The 16957-nt window shown below is 42.1% G+C and carries 14 protein-coding genes; 11 read left to right on the forward strand and 3 right to left on the reverse strand.

Going from position 1 to position 16957, the window contains the following annotated elements; genetic code table 11:
• Positions 1 to 207 (forward strand): hypothetical protein (locus tag ORI98_RS05775; protein WP_371931123.1); only part of this gene is annotated, 207 nt, incomplete at its 5' end.
• A gap of 278 nt (positions 208 to 485) precedes the next feature.
• On the opposite strand, the gene ORI98_RS05780 is transcribed toward ORI98_RS05775, so the two are convergent.
• The 3 genes from ORI98_RS05780 to fadI all read right to left on the reverse strand — a co-directional run bounded on the left by ORI98_RS05780 (position 486) and on the right by fadI (position 4448).
• The gene (locus ORI98_RS05780) at positions 486 to 665 is read right to left on the reverse strand and encodes a hypothetical protein (RefSeq protein WP_306134686.1); all 180 of its coding nucleotides are present in this window, start codon (positions 663 to 665) and stop codon (positions 486 to 488) included.
• A gap of 340 nt (positions 666 to 1005) precedes the next feature.
• Positions 1006 to 3132, reverse strand: coding sequence for a fatty acid oxidation complex subunit alpha FadJ (fadJ, locus tag ORI98_RS05785; RefSeq protein ID WP_261299530.1), 2127 nt, complete (start codon positions 3130 to 3132; stop codon positions 1006 to 1008).
• 5 nt (positions 3133 to 3137) lie between these two features.
• The gene (gene fadI / locus ORI98_RS05790; protein ID WP_261299529.1) at positions 3138 to 4448 is read right to left on the reverse strand and encodes an acetyl-CoA C-acyltransferase FadI; all 1311 of its coding nucleotides are present in this window, start codon (positions 4446 to 4448) and stop codon (positions 3138 to 3140) included.
• Between the two features lie 535 nt (positions 4449 to 4983).
• Here fadI and ORI98_RS05795 point away from each other — a divergent pair.
• The 10 genes from ORI98_RS05795 (at position 4984) to ORI98_RS05840 (ending at position 16789) form a co-directional block, all read left to right on the forward strand.
• Positions 4984 to 5940 carry a MoxR family ATPase gene (locus tag ORI98_RS05795; protein ID WP_261299528.1) on the forward strand — a complete coding sequence of 319 codons (957 nt, stop codon included), beginning with the start codon at positions 4984 to 4986 and terminating at the stop codon, positions 5938 to 5940.
• A gap of 3 nt (positions 5941 to 5943) precedes the next feature.
• Positions 5944 to 6879, forward strand: a complete 936-nt coding sequence (locus ORI98_RS05800) for a DUF58 domain-containing protein (protein ID WP_306134592.1) — start codon at positions 5944 to 5946, stop codon at positions 6877 to 6879.
• Complete coding sequence (locus tag ORI98_RS05805; RefSeq protein ID WP_306134593.1) at positions 6880 to 7461, forward strand: DUF4381 domain-containing protein; 582 nt, start codon at positions 6880 to 6882, stop codon at positions 7459 to 7461. It abuts the gene before it with no gap.
• On the forward strand, positions 7455 to 8459 hold the full coding sequence (locus ORI98_RS05810) for a VWA domain-containing protein (RefSeq protein WP_306134594.1): 1005 nt from the start codon (positions 7455 to 7457) through the stop codon (positions 8457 to 8459). The genes ORI98_RS05805 and ORI98_RS05810 overlap by 7 nt, the downstream gene beginning before the upstream one ends.
• A complete protein-coding gene (locus ORI98_RS05815) occupies positions 8456 to 10537 on the forward strand; it encodes a VWA domain-containing protein (RefSeq protein WP_306134595.1) in 2082 nt (693 codons plus the stop codon). The genes ORI98_RS05810 and ORI98_RS05815 overlap by 4 nt, the downstream gene beginning before the upstream one ends.
• The gene (locus ORI98_RS05820; protein WP_306134596.1) at positions 10531 to 12150 is read left to right on the forward strand and encodes a BatD family protein; all 1620 of its coding nucleotides are present in this window, start codon (positions 10531 to 10533) and stop codon (positions 12148 to 12150) included. Before ORI98_RS05815 ends, ORI98_RS05820 begins: the two co-directional genes overlap by 7 nt.
• 122 nt (positions 12151 to 12272) lie before the next feature.
• Complete coding sequence (locus ORI98_RS05825) at positions 12273 to 12836, forward strand: sigma-70 family RNA polymerase sigma factor (protein ID WP_261299522.1); 564 nt, start codon at positions 12273 to 12275, stop codon at positions 12834 to 12836.
• A complete protein-coding gene (locus tag ORI98_RS05830) occupies positions 12829 to 13536 on the forward strand; it encodes a DUF3379 domain-containing protein (protein WP_306134597.1) in 708 nt (235 codons plus the stop codon). Before ORI98_RS05825 ends, ORI98_RS05830 begins: the two co-directional genes overlap by 8 nt.
• Positions 13537 to 13684: 148 nt before the next feature.
• On the forward strand, positions 13685 to 15148 hold the full coding sequence (putP, locus tag ORI98_RS05835) for a sodium/proline symporter PutP (RefSeq protein WP_306134598.1): 1464 nt from the start codon (positions 13685 to 13687) through the stop codon (positions 15146 to 15148).
• 378 nt (positions 15149 to 15526) lie between these two features.
• Positions 15527 to 16789: an OmpP1/FadL family transporter gene (locus ORI98_RS05840; protein WP_261299519.1), complete on the forward strand. Its 1263-nt coding sequence runs from the start codon at positions 15527 to 15529 to the stop codon at positions 16787 to 16789.
• Positions 16790 to 16957 lie beyond the last annotated feature (168 nt).

Genomic DNA, 16957 nt, shown 5'->3' on the forward strand with positions numbered 1-16957 from the left:
CAAACTGCTGGCTTACCTGTTATTAAAGTTCTAGACACTCAAACGGCGGGATTGCCTGTTATCAAAGTTCTAGACACTCAAACTGCTGGCTTACCTGTTATTAAAGTTCTAGACACTCAAACGGCGGGATTGCCTGTTATCAAAGTTCTAGACACGCAGACCGCTGGCTTACCTGTTATTAAAGTCCTAGATACGCAAGTTGCTTAAGGAGTTAGACTATGTTTACTTCATTGAAAATTGCATTGGGCTTAGCTAAGCCAGCACGTAAAAAAGTCAAATTGCCTGCAGGTTTAGAACATTTAGAAGTGATTCAAGCTAAAGCCTGGTGGAAGTAATACTGCCAATTAAACAAAAAGGAGCTGATAGCTCCTTTTTTGTTTATATAAACCTTTGGTTTTTATGCTGTTAACTAAATTAACTGGTTATTATAAGAGAATCTAGATGTGGCGGTTAAACCTTGTTCACTGTTTTAGCTTCAAGACATATCAAAAGCTTAACCTATGTGATTGATTGCCCTCAACTTTACGGTGGGCTAGATGTTTATGTGTTGTGAATAGCGGATAAGCTATAGGCCCTAGTAACGCACCTATAAAGGCCCATCGTTTAACAGCTAACCCAGCATAATAAGCTGAAAAACCTAAAAACACTCCACTCGCCAATAGCATTAATGGCAAGAGTAACCACTCGAATTGAAATATCACTGAAACCTCGACTTACATCCAGTTAACTACATTCCATGATGAAAAATACTGAACAGGCCGTTTGGCATTCCATTTTCAGTGTTAATTATTGAGTCGTTACTCATTATGAAACAACATGTTGATTCAATCATCTTATACAGTGGGACAAGCCACTTAATACTAAACAACGACTAATTGTTCGTATTATACCCTAAAGATAAGACTTTTTGGCTAAAAATAAGGCAAAAGTGTTCCGCGACGGCAAAAAAAAACGGCAATCAATTGCCGTTTTTTTAATCTAACCAGGTTAACTCAACCCAATTAACTAGTTTGAATGAAAGCTGTTGCCTTCTGTCGCCATGTTTTTAAGCATTTCACAAGGTGCAAAACGGTCACCATATAATTTTTGATATCGCGTTAGGGTATCAACTAAGTTTTTAGCTCCTAAAGTATCTATGTATCTGAACGGCCCGCCAAGGAATGGAGGGAAGCCGATGCCAAAAATAGCACCAATATCACCGTCTCTAGGATTTGCAATGATCCCTTCTTCTAAGCAACGTACCGCTTCATTAAGCATTTGAATAGTACAACGCTCAGCAATTTCTTTTGCTTCTTTGTCTGAAGCTGTTTTGATCCCTAATACGCCATAAACGGATTCATCAACCAATTTCGCCTTTTTGGCTTTAGGGCCATATTGATAAAAACCTTTACTGTTTTTACGGCCTTTTCGATCATCGGCAAGTAATTTATCAAAAGCCGCAGGTGCAGAAAAACGATCGCCTAGCTCTTTTTCTAGAATAGGCGAAATTTTCGCGCCAACATCAATACCTACTTCATCCAGCAACGTCATAGGCCCTACAGGAAAACCAAACTTGATTAATGAACTATCAAGGTGTTCAACACGCTGACCTTCGAGCAGTAATTGCGCCGCTTCATTCATATATAAAGCAAGAATACGGTTAACATAAAATCCTGCGCCGTCTTGAACAACAATCGGTGTTTTGCCTTGCTTACGCGCAAAGGCAACTGTGGTTGCGATAGTTTCTGCTGACGTTGTTTTGTGGGCAATCACTTCGACTAAAGGCATTTTTTCAACGGGTGAAAAATAATGCAGGCCAATCACATTTTCAGGGCGAGTTGCAGCTTCTGCAATTTGGCCAATTGGCAATGAAGACGTATTAGATGCAAAAATAGTGTGTTCACCGCATTCACGCTCAACATCTTTAACCATTTGATGCTTCAAAGCTAAATCTTCAAACACCGCCTCAACAACGATATCAGCATCTTTGATGCCTTTATAATCGGTAGTGGTGGTCATCAAAGACATAATGTTGTCACGAACCGCGGGGGTCATATGACGGCGTTTGACACCTTTATCTAATAGTTTGTAAGCATAAGCTAGGGCGTTACTCAGCCCTTGCTCAGAAATATCTTTAACTCGTACCGGGATTTTGGCTTTGGTGGTTGTGACCGAAGCGATACCGCCCCCCATTAACCCCCCGCCTAACACCATGGCTTTTTTTACTTTACGAGGCTCAGCACCTGCTGCACCCGTTTCTTTTTTCATTTCAGTCGTGGCAAAGAAAATACTCCGTAACGCCGCGGATTCTTTAGACATCACAAGATTGCCAAAGTGAGTCGCCTCAACTTCTAAACCTTTAGCCATACCTTTATTTAGGCCCTGGCGAACACAATCAATAATCTTAGCCGGTGCCGGATAATTGCCTGCAGTTTTCTTGTCGACCTGTTTACGCGCTTGATCAAACATGATGTCACGAGTAAATGAAGTTGACTCTAAGAATTGATTTAACTTTGACTGTTTAACCGGTTTGGCAGCACTTTTGCCTTTTTTAGCTAGCTCAATTGCGGTCGTAAGCAAAATTGAGTTGGGAACAACGTCATTCACTAACCCCATTTTTAATGCTTGTTTTGGACGCACTTGTTTGCCGGTTAACATTAAATCTAAGGCCGTTGCTACACCCACTAAACGAGGTAAACGCTGGGTTCCACCGCCGCCAGGTAACAAGCCTAATTGTACTTCAGGTACACCAAGAACCGTTTTATTGTCATCACTACATACACGTAAGTGACAGGCTAAAGCAAACTCTAACCCCCCACCTAAACAAGCACCATTAATGGCTGCTACCACGGGGATATTCATGTTTTCAAGCGCATTAAATACCACATGGCCTTGCTGTGATAAATCTTTAGCATGTTGTTCGCTGGTACAAGCGGCTAACATGCTGATATCCGCACCGGCGATAAACGAGTCTTTTTTACCAGAAACAACCACTATGCCTTTAATGCTAGTATCACCCTTTACTTCAGCAATAATTTGCGACACTTCAGGACCAAACTCAGGCTTTAAGGTGTTCATGGTTTCACCAGGAACATCCATAGTCAGGATTGCAATACCGTCTTCGCGACGTTGTAAGCTAAATGTCTTTTCCATTGTAATTACTCCACTTCCACGATCATTGCTGCACCTAAACCACCTGCGGCACATGCTGTTGCTAAACCAGTACCACCGCCGCGACGCTTAAGTTCTTGACACACCTGAGTGATTAAACGCGTGCCTGTTGCAGCAAAAGGATGACCATAAGCCAAAGACCCACCTAAAACGTTAAACTTACTCATATCGATTTCACCGATTGCGCGATTACGGCCTAGCTTTTCTTCAGCAAACTTTTTCGAGCCAAACATCTGCATGTTCGCTAAGGTTTGTGCAGCAAAGGCTTCATGCATTTCAACTAAGGTAAGATCTTCTAATTCCATACCAGCACGCTTCAGCGCGAGTGGTGTCGCGTAAGAAGGACCCATTAGCATGTCTTGCCATACGTCAATTGCGGTAAAGGCGTAACTCTTAATGTAACCAATAGGCTGATAACCTAATGCTTTCGCTCTGCCTTCACTCATTAAAATAATGGCAGACGCGCCATCGGTTAATGGTGTGCTGTTTGCTGCCGTTACCGTGCCGTGCTTACGATCAAACGCAGGACGAAGCTTAGCGTAAGACTCAAGTACTGAATTTTCACGAATATTGTTATCACGATCGATAAACTGTTTATAGGGAGGAATGTGTGCAGCCATGACTTCTTGCTGTAACACACCTGAATTCCAAGTTTGAGTCGCAAGCGTATGTGAACGATGCGCTAATGCATCTTGATCGGCACGGCTAATACCATAGGTTTTGGCCATTTGCTCTGCGGTTTGTCCCATCGACAACCCCGTTGAATACTCAGCAACGGCTGGCGGAACCGGCATAAGATCTTTTAAACCTAAACGGCGCATAATCGCAAATTTTTGCTGGAATGTACGCGCTTTATTTAAATCCACTAATGCATGGGCCAGTTTTTTAGAAACGCCAATGGGTAACACTGATGAAGAGTCAGCACCACCAGCAATACCAATTTCAACATTGCCAGTCATGATTGATTCAGCAACGTTTACCGCCGATTGGAAAGATGTAGCACAAGCACGCGTCACACTGTAGGCATCAGTAGATACATCCATACCAGTACCTAAGACGATTTCACGGGCAATGTTTGGCGCGGCAGGCATCTGTACAACTTGACCATATACCAATTGTTCGATGGTTTTAGGGTCTAACTCTGAGCGAGACAACAACTCATTTACCACCATTTTGCCCATGTCTAGCGCTGATACGCCATGGAATGCTGTAGCCTGCTTTGCAAAAGGCGTTCTTAAACCTGCGACGATAGCTATACGCTCACCGCGGGCATTTGTTACTTGTTGTCTATCACTCATTTTTCACCCTCTTCTTATCGTTAACCTGGCGATACAAGCTCAAGTTGTAAATATCCGTTTCTGCCTAACCAGTGGTCAGACCATCAAAATGTGATCTGATTCTAACTTTTTATTTGCTGGTTTTAAACACCTGTTTAGATATATCTTTAAATGTGCCATTTAAGACATAAAGGCATTGGCTAAAAATAGCAATAATTCAATTACTTTAATCTTGTTTAATCAGATATTCTAATCACAGATAAAATTATTTTTTTGCTAAAAATAATCAACTGAAGAGGTATTTTATCTCTCGTCCAATTCTCAAGACTACGTAAAAGTTAACATTCAGATGAGGCTTAATCTCAACTGATAATCTCAAATGTCAGCCCCCTTAAATTCATAAAATGGCAATGCGAAATACACTAACGTCTCCGTATTAAAGGTTATTGGTTTCATTGAGGGTTAAAATCTGTTAATCCTACTAGCCAAATCCATAGAGAATTCATAACATAAGCGTCATCATGTTTATGTTGTTAGCAAATTATTGAGTAACCGTATGCCTTTAAGCCGATTTCATTCTTTAAGAACTTATCTCGACACAGTCATTTTAGGCCAACCCGTATTGACTGAAAATCTATTAATTGCATTGGTCGCTGATGGTCACTTACTCGTTGAGGGACCACCAGGTTTAGCCAAAACACGGGCAGTAAAAGCCTTGTGCGATGGCGTTGAGGGCGAGTTTCATCGTATTCAATTTACCCCTGATTTACTGCCTGCGGATTTAACTGGCACAGATATTTATCGCCAGCAAACCGGGACATTTGAATTTGAAGCTGGTCCAATATTTCATAATTTGATTTTAGCGGATGAGATTAACCGTGCTCCCGCAAAAGTACAGTCAGCATTATTAGAAGCGATGGCTGAAGGACAGGTCACGGTTGGCAAAACCAGTTACCCGTTACCGAAACTGTTTTTAGTTATGGCGACACAAAATCCGTTAGAAAATGAAGGGACATATCCATTACCTGAAGCACAGTTAGACCGTTTCTTAATGCACCTGAATCTCGATTACCCGAGTGCTGAAACTGAATGCCTTATTTTACGCCAGTCACGCAAAGAAGCGATTAGCCATCAACTGCCCACCATTGAACCTGTAGCGCAATCTGATGTGTTTGCTGCGCGTGATGAAGCATTAGAAATTTATCTTGCTGAGCCGCTAGAGCAATATATTGTTGAAATTGTGATGGCCACGCGTCAACCTGAGCGTTACAGCCCAGAATTAGCCAAGTGGTTAGAATATGGCGTGAGTCCTCGCGCAACGATTTCGCTTGAACGATGCGCACGTGCCAGAGCTTGGTTACAAGGCCGTGATTTTGTTTCTCCGGAAGATATCCAAGCTGTCGCGCCAAATGTTTTACGTCATCGTTTGTTATTGAGTTACCAAGCGCAAGCAGAAGGCGTTAGCGCGGAACGCGTTATCAGCAGTATTCTATCTCAAGTCGCAGTACCTTAATCTATGAGCTTAGCAGCATTATCACTGCCATTATTTAGCGATGGCATGAACTTAAATGAGCAGGAGTTAATTGCCTGCCAAAGCTTGTCTCATGTTATTGCTGATAGAAAAACACGAGCAAAAGCATCGATGTCAGGCCACAGGGCTAGCTTAGTTAAAGGCCGAGGCATGGAGTTTGCTGAAGTCCGTCATTATCAAAATGGTGATGACGTGCGCTCTATTGACTGGCGAGTGACGGCTAGAACAGGTGTGGCGCATACCAAGCTGTTTATCGAGGAGCGCGAACGCCCTATTCTACTATTAGTGGATTTAAGCCACAGCTTATATTTTGGTTCGCAGCTGTTATTGCAAGCGGTACAAGCCGCCCATGTTTGTGCCACTCTTGCCTGGAGCGCGGTGCAACATGGCGATAAAATCGGCGCACTGATCGCCAGTGAAACCAATCACCTAGAATTAAAACCGCGTAGTCGTAGACAAGGTATGCTGCAATTATCATCAGGGCTGATTGACGTTCATCAAAAGCAACTGAATCAATTTGATAATCTGCCTCAAGATCCAGACCATATTCTCAAAGCCTGTCAGCGACTGCAACGTATTGCCAAGCCCGGTTCATTGGTATGGATCATTACCGATGGACATCATTTCAATCAGCGGTGTCTGGCGCCATTAACCCAACTTAAACGTCATTGCGATATTGGTGCTTTTGTTATCACAGATCCACTTAGACAAGGTACCTTAGCTTTGCCAAAGCAATTTAGTTTTCCGGTAAGAGATGGCAAACAACAGCTAACATTAACCCGTGACAGTTATCAAAAATGGTTGGATGAGCAACAGGCGTCGCAACATGAATTTACCCAGTTAATGAAACAACTTAACGTACAGCCCAAATTTATTGATGCGGGTAAGCCTCTTTGTGATCAATTGGAATTATTACGCTAAATGTTATCCCTTTTATTTAACTCATTAATGGCATCAGCAACCTCAAATGTGCCACTTCCAGAAGTTAATCAGGCTTCATCGCCTTTAGCGCAGATGCATGACATTGCATTACCAGAAAAAGTGTCATCATTACCGATCGCACCAGGTTACTGGATTTTATTACTGCTGATCATATTATCGCTAAGCTGGATAGTAAAAAAAGTTCTTAAAAAATACCGCTATCATGCACCTCGAAGAACCGCACTAGTTATGCTTAATGCAATGGACAGCAATGCCAACACATTCGCATCGGAAGTGAACAGTTTATTAAAGCGCACCGCAATGACATATTTACCAAGACAATCATTAGCCCATTTAAATGGCCAACCCTGGTTTAATTGGTTAGATAAAAGACTGCCACATAAGCATCAGGGCGTGATCGGTCCATTACTATTTAAACGTCATCAACAAAAAGGACTTACCAGCGAAGATAATCAGCAATTGCTTGCTTTATCGCGACTCTGGCTAGCTAATTCAGCCCCTTTTGAGCAAGTGAATATTGCAAATAACAACCAACAACAGATACCGGAGGCGCAATGTTAAGTTTAACTTGGCCTTTAGTGTTCCTATTACTGCCATTACCATTCCTTTTTAGGCAAACTAAAAATGTCGAACAGGGCGGTCATCTGCAGCTTCCAGGTGTCAGTCATGCCATCAAAAATCAAAGCAAACAGAATATAAAACACTCTCGTAAATTGTATTGGCTGATGTGGCTGTTTTTATTATGCGCCGTTGCCAGACCTCAATGGCTAGGCGAACCTATAGAGTTACCCTCTAAAGGACGTGACTTAATGATGGCTGTAGACTTATCAGGCAGTATGCAAATTGAAGACATGGTGATTGAGGGGCGAACCGTTGACCGATTTACCCTGATCCAACATGTATTGGCTAATTTCATTGAACGCCGAAATGGCGATCGACTCGGATTGATTTTATTTGCCGACCATGCTTATTTACAAGCCCCACTAACCCAAGATAGGCGGTCTGTAGCCAAGTTTTTAACCGATGCACAAATCGGCTTAGTCGGCAAACAAACAGCCATTGGTGAAGCTATTGCCCTAGCGGTAAAACGCTTTGATATGGTTGAAGAAAGCAACCGGGTATTAGTGTTACTTACCGATGGCTCTAATAACGCTGGCAGTATTGAACCTGAAGCCGCTGCTGAAATTGCGGCAAAACGTAATATCACCATTTACACCGTGGGCGTTGGTGCAGAGCAGCTTGAACGGCGTACCATTTTTGGTAAAGAGCGCATCAACCCATCGATGGATTTAGATGAAACACAACTACAAAAGTTAGCCGATATGACCAAGGGTCAATATTTTCGCGCTCGCAGCAGTGAAGATCTTGAAAAGATTTATCAAACCATAGATAAATTAGAGCCTGTCACCCGTGACCAATTGAGCTATCGCCCTAAAAAAGAATTGTTTTATTGGCCTTTATTGATGTCTTTATTATTGAGCATGTTAATTAGTTGTCGACAACATTTTCAAGCAGGAATGGTGTTACCTTCACTCAAACGTGGAGCTAAAACACTATGATCCATTTTATTCGCCCAGAATGGTTATTCGGTTTGATACCGCTAATCCTATTAAGTACGTTGTTTTGGCGCCGCCATCAACAACAATCGGCTTGGAAACAGTATATCGCACCACATTTAAGTTCAATGTTGATAAGTGACAACGTAGAACAAGGGCGCAAGCCTAAATGGATGCTCGCGTTTTGCTGGATAATTGCCGTATTGGCGTTATCAGGCCCGGCGATAACCAAGCAAAACCTACCCGTTTTTGCCACTGAACAAGGGCGTGTGCTGGTGATGGACATGTCTTACTCCATGTTCGCTACCGATCTTAGCCCCAACCGTTTATCGCATGCGCGCTTTCGCGCAACCGACTTGTTATCCGAAATAAAAGAAGGTGAAACAGGCCTTATCGCCTATGCAGGTGATGCATACACCATCAGCCCACTCACCCGAGATAACGCCACATTACTAAACTTATTACCCACATTAAGCCCGGACATCATGCCGTCAAGAGGCTCTAACTTAGCCGCAGCAATCTCGCTTGCTGAGCAGTTATTAGCCCAAGGTGGGCACATCACTGGTGACATTATTTTAATGACAGATGGTGTTTCTGATAATCAATTTAATCAAGTATATAGCCAACTTAAAAACAGCCGTTATCGATTATCCATTTTAGCGTTTGGGAGTCAAAATGGTGCACCAATTAAGTTAGCTGACGGCCAATTAATGCGCGACAGCAGCAACGAAGTGGTCGTGGCTAAAACAGATATTGGTTTATTGCAAAAACTTGCCAAACGTGGGGCTGGAATAGTGATCCCCACCCAGGCAGATGGCAGTGATATAAAGCAATTAACCCAATGGTTAGCAGAAGATGGCAAGGCAAAAGCCACAGAGCTTGAAGGTGAATCATGGCAGGATTTAGGTCCTTACATCGCGATGTTGTTACTTTTACCTATGCTATTTAGCTTTAAACATGGGATATTGCCCAACTTTGTATTGCCTACAACATGGTTACCTTTAGCCGGATTGCTAGGCCTATTAACCTTGGGGAGTGCTTACAGCCCTAGTGTTGATGCTAGCGTGTGGGATGATTTGTGGCTGACGAAAGATCAACAAGCTCAGCAAGATTTTGAGCAAGGTGATTATGAACAAGCAGCTAAAAAATTTAGTGCTTCAAATTGGCAAGCTTCAGCTCATTATAAAGCCCAGGATTATCAAAAAGCCCTTGAAGGTTTTGAACAAGATGACACTGCTGAAGGGTTATACAATCAAGCTAATAGTCTGATGCAGCTTTCTAATTTATCTGAAGCGATTAAGCGATATCAAAAATCCTTATCGTTACGACCTGACTTTCCTGAGGCTCAAGAAAATTTAGCTCTGGCTGAAGAGCTGCTTAAACAGCAGTCACAAGATAAGCAACAAAATGGTCAACAAGGCGATCAGCAAAGTAATGATCAACAAAATAGTGATCAAAACAGTGACGAGCAACAAGGACAGCAGCAGGATCAACAGCAATCAGGCTCAAATACAGATCCTAATGGTCAGCAAAGTAAAGATCAGCAACAGCAAACCCAGCAACAAAATGAACAATCACCTGATAACGCTGAACAGAGTCAAAATCCTAAAACAGATGATCAAGATCAAGGTGCTGATACCAATAACCAATCAACAAATGATCAGCAATCATCTACTAATGAATCAGATGGTCAATCTAAGCAACAAGCAGATGAAGAACAGTCTCAAGCCAGTGCTTCAGCTGACTCAAAAGCGTTAGATGAACAATCACCGGAAAATGAAGCTAGTATGCAAGCTAATACAGAATCAAAGGACCAAGAGCCAACCCAGGGTGAAAAGCAGCAAAGTGCAACATCGCAAGCTTTAAAAACAACCGACGATGCAACTGACAAAGACGCTAAGCCAGTTGAGCAGGCAATAAGCCCTACTCAGTTAGGTCAGGAGCCATTACCAGAAAATATGGAACGAGCATTACGTGCAATAAGTGAAGATCCACAAGTATTAATACGCAATAAAATGCAGTTGGAATATCAAAAACGCCGTCAACAAAATCAACAGGTGAAGGAAACAGAGCAGTGGTAATTCGAATTTTATTAAGCCTGATACTGATTATTATTGCCCCTTCAGTCATGGCACTTAGCCAAGTAGAAGCGAGTATTGAAAAAAATCCTGTCATTGAGGGTGAATACTTTGTCTTGAACATCACTGCCGATGACGATCTTAATGCTGGAGCATTAAACACGTCGGCACTATTGGAAAACTTTATTGTTGGCCGAACCAGTGTTGGCAGAAGTACCCAGATGGTCAATTTCAATACCACCAAAGAAACTCGTTGGCAGGTCTTAATCGCGGCTAAATCTTCGGGAAACATCACCATTCCGGCATTTAATATTGAGGGTGTGAGTTCATCTGAGATTGTTTTGCAAGTTGCTCCCGCGGGAAGCAAGCCGCAAGAAAGCCAAAATCTGTACATTGAAGCGAGCACTAACGTTGATGAGGCTTATGTAGGGCAACTGATTAACTATAAAGTTAAATTGTATTTAGCCGTTGAGCTACAACGTGGTGTCCTTAGTGCACCTGTGGTGAAAGGCGCACAAATAAAACAAATTGGTGAAGACACCGACAGCACTGAAATTGTTAATGGTCGTCGCTTTAGAGTGATCGAGCGTAATTACGGAATTGTTGCGGGTTTACCCGGTGAAATTATTATCGATGGCGCCACTTTTTCCGGCGATGTGTTAATTGAAACTCAACGTCGTGGCGGCATGTTTGGTTTTAATGAAAGCATTCCAATGCAAACCGAAGCCGACCGCAAAGTTATTCAAATCAATAGCTATCCACCCAGTTATCAGGGCGAATGGTTGGTCAGTGATTTAGTCTCACTACGTGAAGTGTGGCCTGATACTCAAACCACTTTTGAAGCGGGCAGTCCGATCACCCGAACCATTAGTTTAATTGCCATGAATGTGGATGAAAATAGCCTACCAGAATTGGCAATGCCGACGACGGAAGGGTTAAGAGTTTATCCTGAAAAACCACTGCGTCAAACCGGTATTCGTGATGGACAGGTAATATCACAATACAGTTTAACGGCCGCAATTGTTCCAACAAAACCAGGAACTTATACTCTTCCAGAATTAAAAGTACCTTGGTGGAATACGCAATTGAAGCAACAGGAATATGCCATTTTACCAGCCAAAACGATTACAGTTGTCGCAGGCGAGATGGCGGAAAACGCATTAACTATAACGCCGCAACAGCCGTCATATCAGTATGCGAGTTACTGGCCTTGGTTAACGGGTGTGTTTGCCACCTTGTGGTTAATCACGCTGATAATGTGGCGTAAAGCTGTTTCACAACAACACCGTCTTGTTACTACAAAAACCACTCAACGCCCTGTCGCAGATGTTGCCAGCCTGGCGACGATTACAGAGGCATGTGACCGCAATAATGTCAGCGATGTGATTAGCGCATTACAAGGATATTTTTCAGCATTATTAAACCGTCAGGTCACATTGGCTGAAATCAGTAAATTATCAGAACCACTTAGCCAAGCCGTAACCGATTTACAACAAGGTCGTTATAGCCAACACACCAAAGCGGTGAACAAGCAACAGTTAATGAGTGCGGTGAAGTCCTACCACCCTAACATTAATACCCCATCAAACTCAGTAATTGCCAAGTTAAACCCCTAGTCTTATCAACCTCCGCCTGACAGTTTTGTCCCTCAAAACTGTCAGGCGGAAACCACAATTTGTGGTTGCGGTATTCTTTTGAACAAGTAAGCTGTTGGTAACAATTCTAAGAAATTTTTAAAATGTTTGAAATTCTACGAAAGAAAAAGACTGACACTGCGGTCTTATCTGACATGGTAAATAAACAACGACGCTACGATAGCCTTGTCAGGGCACTTCATACCGACATTTTCCGCTATGCCTTTTGGTTATGCGGCGATAAACATGTGGCTGAAGATATCACTCAAGAAACCTTTCTTCGGGCATGGCGGGCTTTGGATTCTTTAAATGATGACAAAGCGGCTAAAGCGTGGTTAATCACTATTTTGCGTCGTGAAAATGCACGAAGATTTGAGCGCAAGCAATTTGATTACAGTGATATTGAGCAAGAACAACTTGAAGATGTGTTCTCCAGTAGCACTGAAGATGAAACCGAACATTATTGGTTACGCAGGCAAATTGGTAAGCTTGATATTGAATATCGTGAGCCTTTATTGCTGCAACTGATTGGTGGATTTAGCGGCGATGAAATTGCAGACATGTTGGAATTGAATAGAAACACGGTAATGACAAGATTATTTCGCGCCAGAAACCAGCTAAAAGACGCATTAGACACACCAGAAGTAAGAGGTCAATCAAATGGATGATCTACAATTTCGTCGCCAAGCCTATGGCGACCCCAATAATCAATCAGATGACTTTTTGCAACATATGGCAAGCCACCCGGATGAAGCTAAATTGGTTAAAGAGTTAAAGGCCCTTGATACTCAATTAACTCAGGCACTGAACATTGCTGTACCGGATGATTTGGCGGAAAAGTTACTGTTACGTCAACAGTTGAATCAACACCACCAAACACAGAAGCGGACACGCTATTTAATGGCAATGGCTGCATCTATCGCTTTTATCGTAGGTGTAAGCTTCAGTATGTTACGTTTTACCCCTATTGATTTATCTGAGCACGCGTTAGCCCATGTGTACCATGAAACAAAAGCTCTTCAAATAGAGCAAGATATTGGTTTCAATGATGTTAACTTTAAGCTTGCCAGCATGTCAGGCTTGCAACAGTCTAAATTTATCCAGCAGCCAGGTCGGGTATTTTATACTGCTTACTGTGATTTCCAGGGCGTGAAGTCACTTCACCTGGTAATGCAAGATGAAAATGGCCAAAAAGTGACCCTGTTTATTGTGCCAGCCGAAGAGCGTTTAAAGTTAGACACCGCTTTTGCTGACGCAAAATATAAGGGCCAAGGTTTTCAATCTGCAGACGCTTATATGTTACTTGTTGGTGAACAAAAGGCTGACCTTAATTACGTTAAACGTGAAATTGAGCAAACTTTTATTTAAGCCTTCAACCCTAGCTTAACAAGCTTGAAAAAGCAGCCACACTTTACAGTGTGGCTGAATTTTTTTTAACCAAGCTCCGCTGCTAAAGTGTGAACTACCTCAAACTTCTGCTAGCATTGTCCCAGAATTATAATTAGATGGGATATTCATGGAAATTCAAGCACCAATTTTAATCACTTTTATTGGCTATTTAGCCGTAATGATGGGCATAGGTTTTTGGGCCTATAAAAAGACGGACTCCGTTGATGATTATATTCTCGGCGGCCGAAAAATGGGCCCTGCGGTAACGGCACTCAGTGTTGGCGCATCAGACATGTCAGGCTGGTTGTTACTTGGTCTTCCCGGCGCTGTCTACTTAGGCGGGTTAGGCGAAGCTTGGATTGGCTTTGGATTAGTTTTCGGGGCGTGGCTAAATTGGCTTTTTGTCGCCAAGCGATTACGCATTTATACTGAAATGGCAGATAATTCGCTTACCCTTCCTGACTTTTTTGAACATAGATTTAATGATAATCATGGCTTATTAAAATTAGTCTCTGCGGTAACTATTTTGGTATTTTTTACCTTCTACGCTTCATCGGGCATGGTGGGTGGCGCGATCTTATTTGAAAAAGTATTCGGTCTAGATTACACCTTAGCGCTCGTCATAGGCTCGGTTATCATTGTATCTTATACTTTTGTTGGCGGATTTTTCGCCGTGAGTTGGACAGACTTCTTCCAAGGCTGTTTAATGCTAATTGCCTTAATTATTGTACCGATTGCCATTTTTAACGACACCGAAACACAGGCAAACATCAATACGTTAGATCCTGCTATGCTGACCTTTATTGGCGAGAATACAACTATCATAGGTTTGGTATCTCTACTTGCATGGGGATTAGGTTATTTTGGCCAACCGCATATTTTATCGCGTTTTATGGCCATAGGTAGTGCGAAAGATTTACGCTTATCGCGTCGTATCGCAATGAGTTGGATGGTACTTGCATTAATTGGGGCATTGGCCACTGGTATTGCAGGCACGTTATATTTTGCCTCCGCGCCACTTGATAATCCTGAAACGGTATTTATCCACCTTGCTCATGCCGCTTTTAACCCTTGGGTTGGTGGTTTACTGATTGCCGCTATTTTATCTGCCATTATGAGCACCATTGATTCACAGTTATTGGTTTGTTCAAGCGTTATTACAGAAGACTTCTATCGTAAATGGTTACGTCCTAAGGCAAGCAGCAAAGAGTTAATGCTAGTGGGTCGAATAGGGGTGATTGCAATTGCCCTAATTGCCGGCGTAATTGCGCTTAACCCACAAAGTAGCGTACTAGGTTTGGTCAGTTATGCATGGGCCGGATTTGGTGCAGCATTTGGTCCTGTGGTTATTTTGTCGCTATTTTGGCGTGGATATAGCCGTAATGGTGCTATTGCAACGATTGTTGTTGGTGCAGTTACGGTTGTAGTGTGGAAACAATTAAGCGGCGGTTTATTTGATCTATATGAAATAGTACCAGGCTTCTTGTTTGCAACAATCGTTGGTGTGGCTTTCAGCAAACTCTCTCCCCCAAGAGCGGAAGTTAAAATGCAGTTTAGTGAGTTCGAACAAAGTTTATTGAGCCAAAAGTAATCACTCAATAAATTAACAGCTTAGCCACTGAAGTAGAACAAAAAATCTACTTCATCATAAAAAAGCGTACAGGTGTACGCTTTTTTATATTTTACAGTTCACATCACCCCTGTTTGAAAATAACATCCCCCTAACAAGCGTTGCGACTAAAAACTACCATAACATCATGCTAAATAAGCATTTTTATGGATAATCATGTTTGCCGCACGAACATGCGAAAAAAAACGCCTTTTGAATTAACTCAATATTAACAATAACTAACATGTGGTCGGAGTTGTTGCATTCGCTCGGCTTACCTAAGATGCCTGCAAATTTAAAGCTGAAACGATGCCGCTATATTCGGCATTAATAAAATAACAGCACATAATAGGTAAAATCATGACCAAATTTAACAAGACTCTTCTCGCTATCGCTGTCACCTTGGCAAGCACTCAAGCTTCAGCTGCGGGTTTTCAACTTAACAGCCAGTCAGCAACAGGCCTAGGCCGCGCAATGGCCGGTGATGCCATTATTGCTGATAATGCCTCGGTGCTTTCTCGCAACCCCGCTGCAATGGCGTTATTTGATAAAGCCGAACTTTCTGTTGCAGGTGCATATGCAGACGTCAATGTAGAAGTTAGTGATGTTATGGTAGGCGACAATAACTTAGGTGGCTTAGATAATGCCGCTTCAGGTAAGGCTATTCCAAGTTTTTACTACATTAACCCAATCAGCGACAAATGGGCTTTTGGTATCGCTGCATTCAGTAACTATGGTACTGGCACTGATTTATCGCCATTAAATACAGGCAATGACTTCAATACCCCAATCGATTTATTGGGTAATACAGAAGTGACCACCATAAACTTTAACGCAAGTATGTCATACCGTATTAATGACTCATTAAGTCTTGGTCTTGGTATTGATGCTATTAAAGGTATGGGTACACTGACCCGCTCTGGTGACTTCACTATTCCAATTGTTGGTGAAGTACCGCTTAACCTTGTTGATATTGACGCTGATGGCTGGGGTTTTGGTGCTATCGTTGGTTTAGCTTATGAAATCAATGAAAATAACAGAATCGGCTTAAGCTATCGTAAAAGCCCAAATATGAAAGCTTCTGGCGATATTAGCTTTAATCAAAACCCACTCACACCAGCCGAAAACTTTGGTGAAATTGATATTCCTATGGCGGATATCGCTCAGTTTGCTGGTTTCCACCAAATCACTGAAAAATTTGCGCTTCACTACACTGCGCAGTGGACTAACTGGAGCAACTTCGACAACATCGAATTAACTGACGGAGATAATGGTTCAGATAGTTATATTCTTAAGCATTACAATTGGGAAGATTCTTGGTTCTTAAGCTTAGGTGCGACTTACGATATTAACGATAAGTGGACAGTTAGAGCGGGTATCGGACGCGATCAAGGTGTTGTTGGTGAAGTGTCTTCTTTATCAATTCCTGATTCGGATCGCACATGGTATTCAGCAGGTTTCACTTACAACATCAATCAAAAATCAAGCATTGATGTTGGCTACACATTAGTGGCTGGCGAGAAAGTACATGTTATTGAAGATAGTTTGTTAACACCTCAAATTGGTGCATACACTGAGTCAGGCGCTAACTACTTCTCATTACAGTACAACTACCGCTTCTAATCGGTAATATACTGTAAGAAATTAAAGCCATACTCATCAATAAGTATGGCTTTTTTTTACATTTTTCCCTCTATAACCCTTCTGTCTCAACTATAGTTAACTGTCCACCAAGCCTACTATATGAATTTTTACTAATAAATAGATTGTAGTTTTCTCACACATCCATTA

This window comes from Shewanella sp. ULN5, assembly GCF_030731885.1.
Lineage (GTDB): Bacteria > Pseudomonadota > Gammaproteobacteria > Enterobacterales > Shewanellaceae > Shewanella > Shewanella holmiensis.

Coding starts and splice junctions, on each gene's coding strand:
- ORI98_RS05780 (WP_306134686.1), bottom strand. CDS start 665: ATGCTATTGGCGAGTGGAGTGTTTTTAGGTTTTTCAGCTTATTATGCT.
- fadJ (WP_261299530.1), bottom strand. CDS start 3,132: ATGGAAAAGACATTTAGCTTACAACGTCGCGAAGACGGTATTGCAATC.
- fadI (WP_261299529.1), bottom strand. CDS start 4,448: ATGAGTGATAGACAACAAGTAACAAATGCCCGCGGTGAGCGTATAGCT.
- ORI98_RS05795 (WP_261299528.1), top strand. CDS start 4,984: ATGCCTTTAAGCCGATTTCATTCTTTAAGAACTTATCTCGACACAGTC.
- ORI98_RS05800 (WP_306134592.1), top strand. CDS start 5,944: ATGAGCTTAGCAGCATTATCACTGCCATTATTTAGCGATGGCATGAAC.
- ORI98_RS05805 (WP_306134593.1), top strand. CDS start 6,880: ATGTTATCCCTTTTATTTAACTCATTAATGGCATCAGCAACCTCAAAT.
- ORI98_RS05810 (WP_306134594.1), top strand. CDS start 7,455: ATGTTAAGTTTAACTTGGCCTTTAGTGTTCCTATTACTGCCATTACCA.
- ORI98_RS05815 (WP_306134595.1), top strand. CDS start 8,456: ATGATCCATTTTATTCGCCCAGAATGGTTATTCGGTTTGATACCGCTA.
- ORI98_RS05825 (WP_261299522.1), top strand. CDS start 12,273: ATGTTTGAAATTCTACGAAAGAAAAAGACTGACACTGCGGTCTTATCT.
- ORI98_RS05830 (WP_306134597.1), top strand. CDS start 12,829: ATGGATGATCTACAATTTCGTCGCCAAGCCTATGGCGACCCCAATAAT.
- putP (WP_306134598.1), top strand. CDS start 13,685: ATGGAAATTCAAGCACCAATTTTAATCACTTTTATTGGCTATTTAGCC.
- ORI98_RS05840 (WP_261299519.1), top strand. CDS start 15,527: ATGACCAAATTTAACAAGACTCTTCTCGCTATCGCTGTCACCTTGGCA.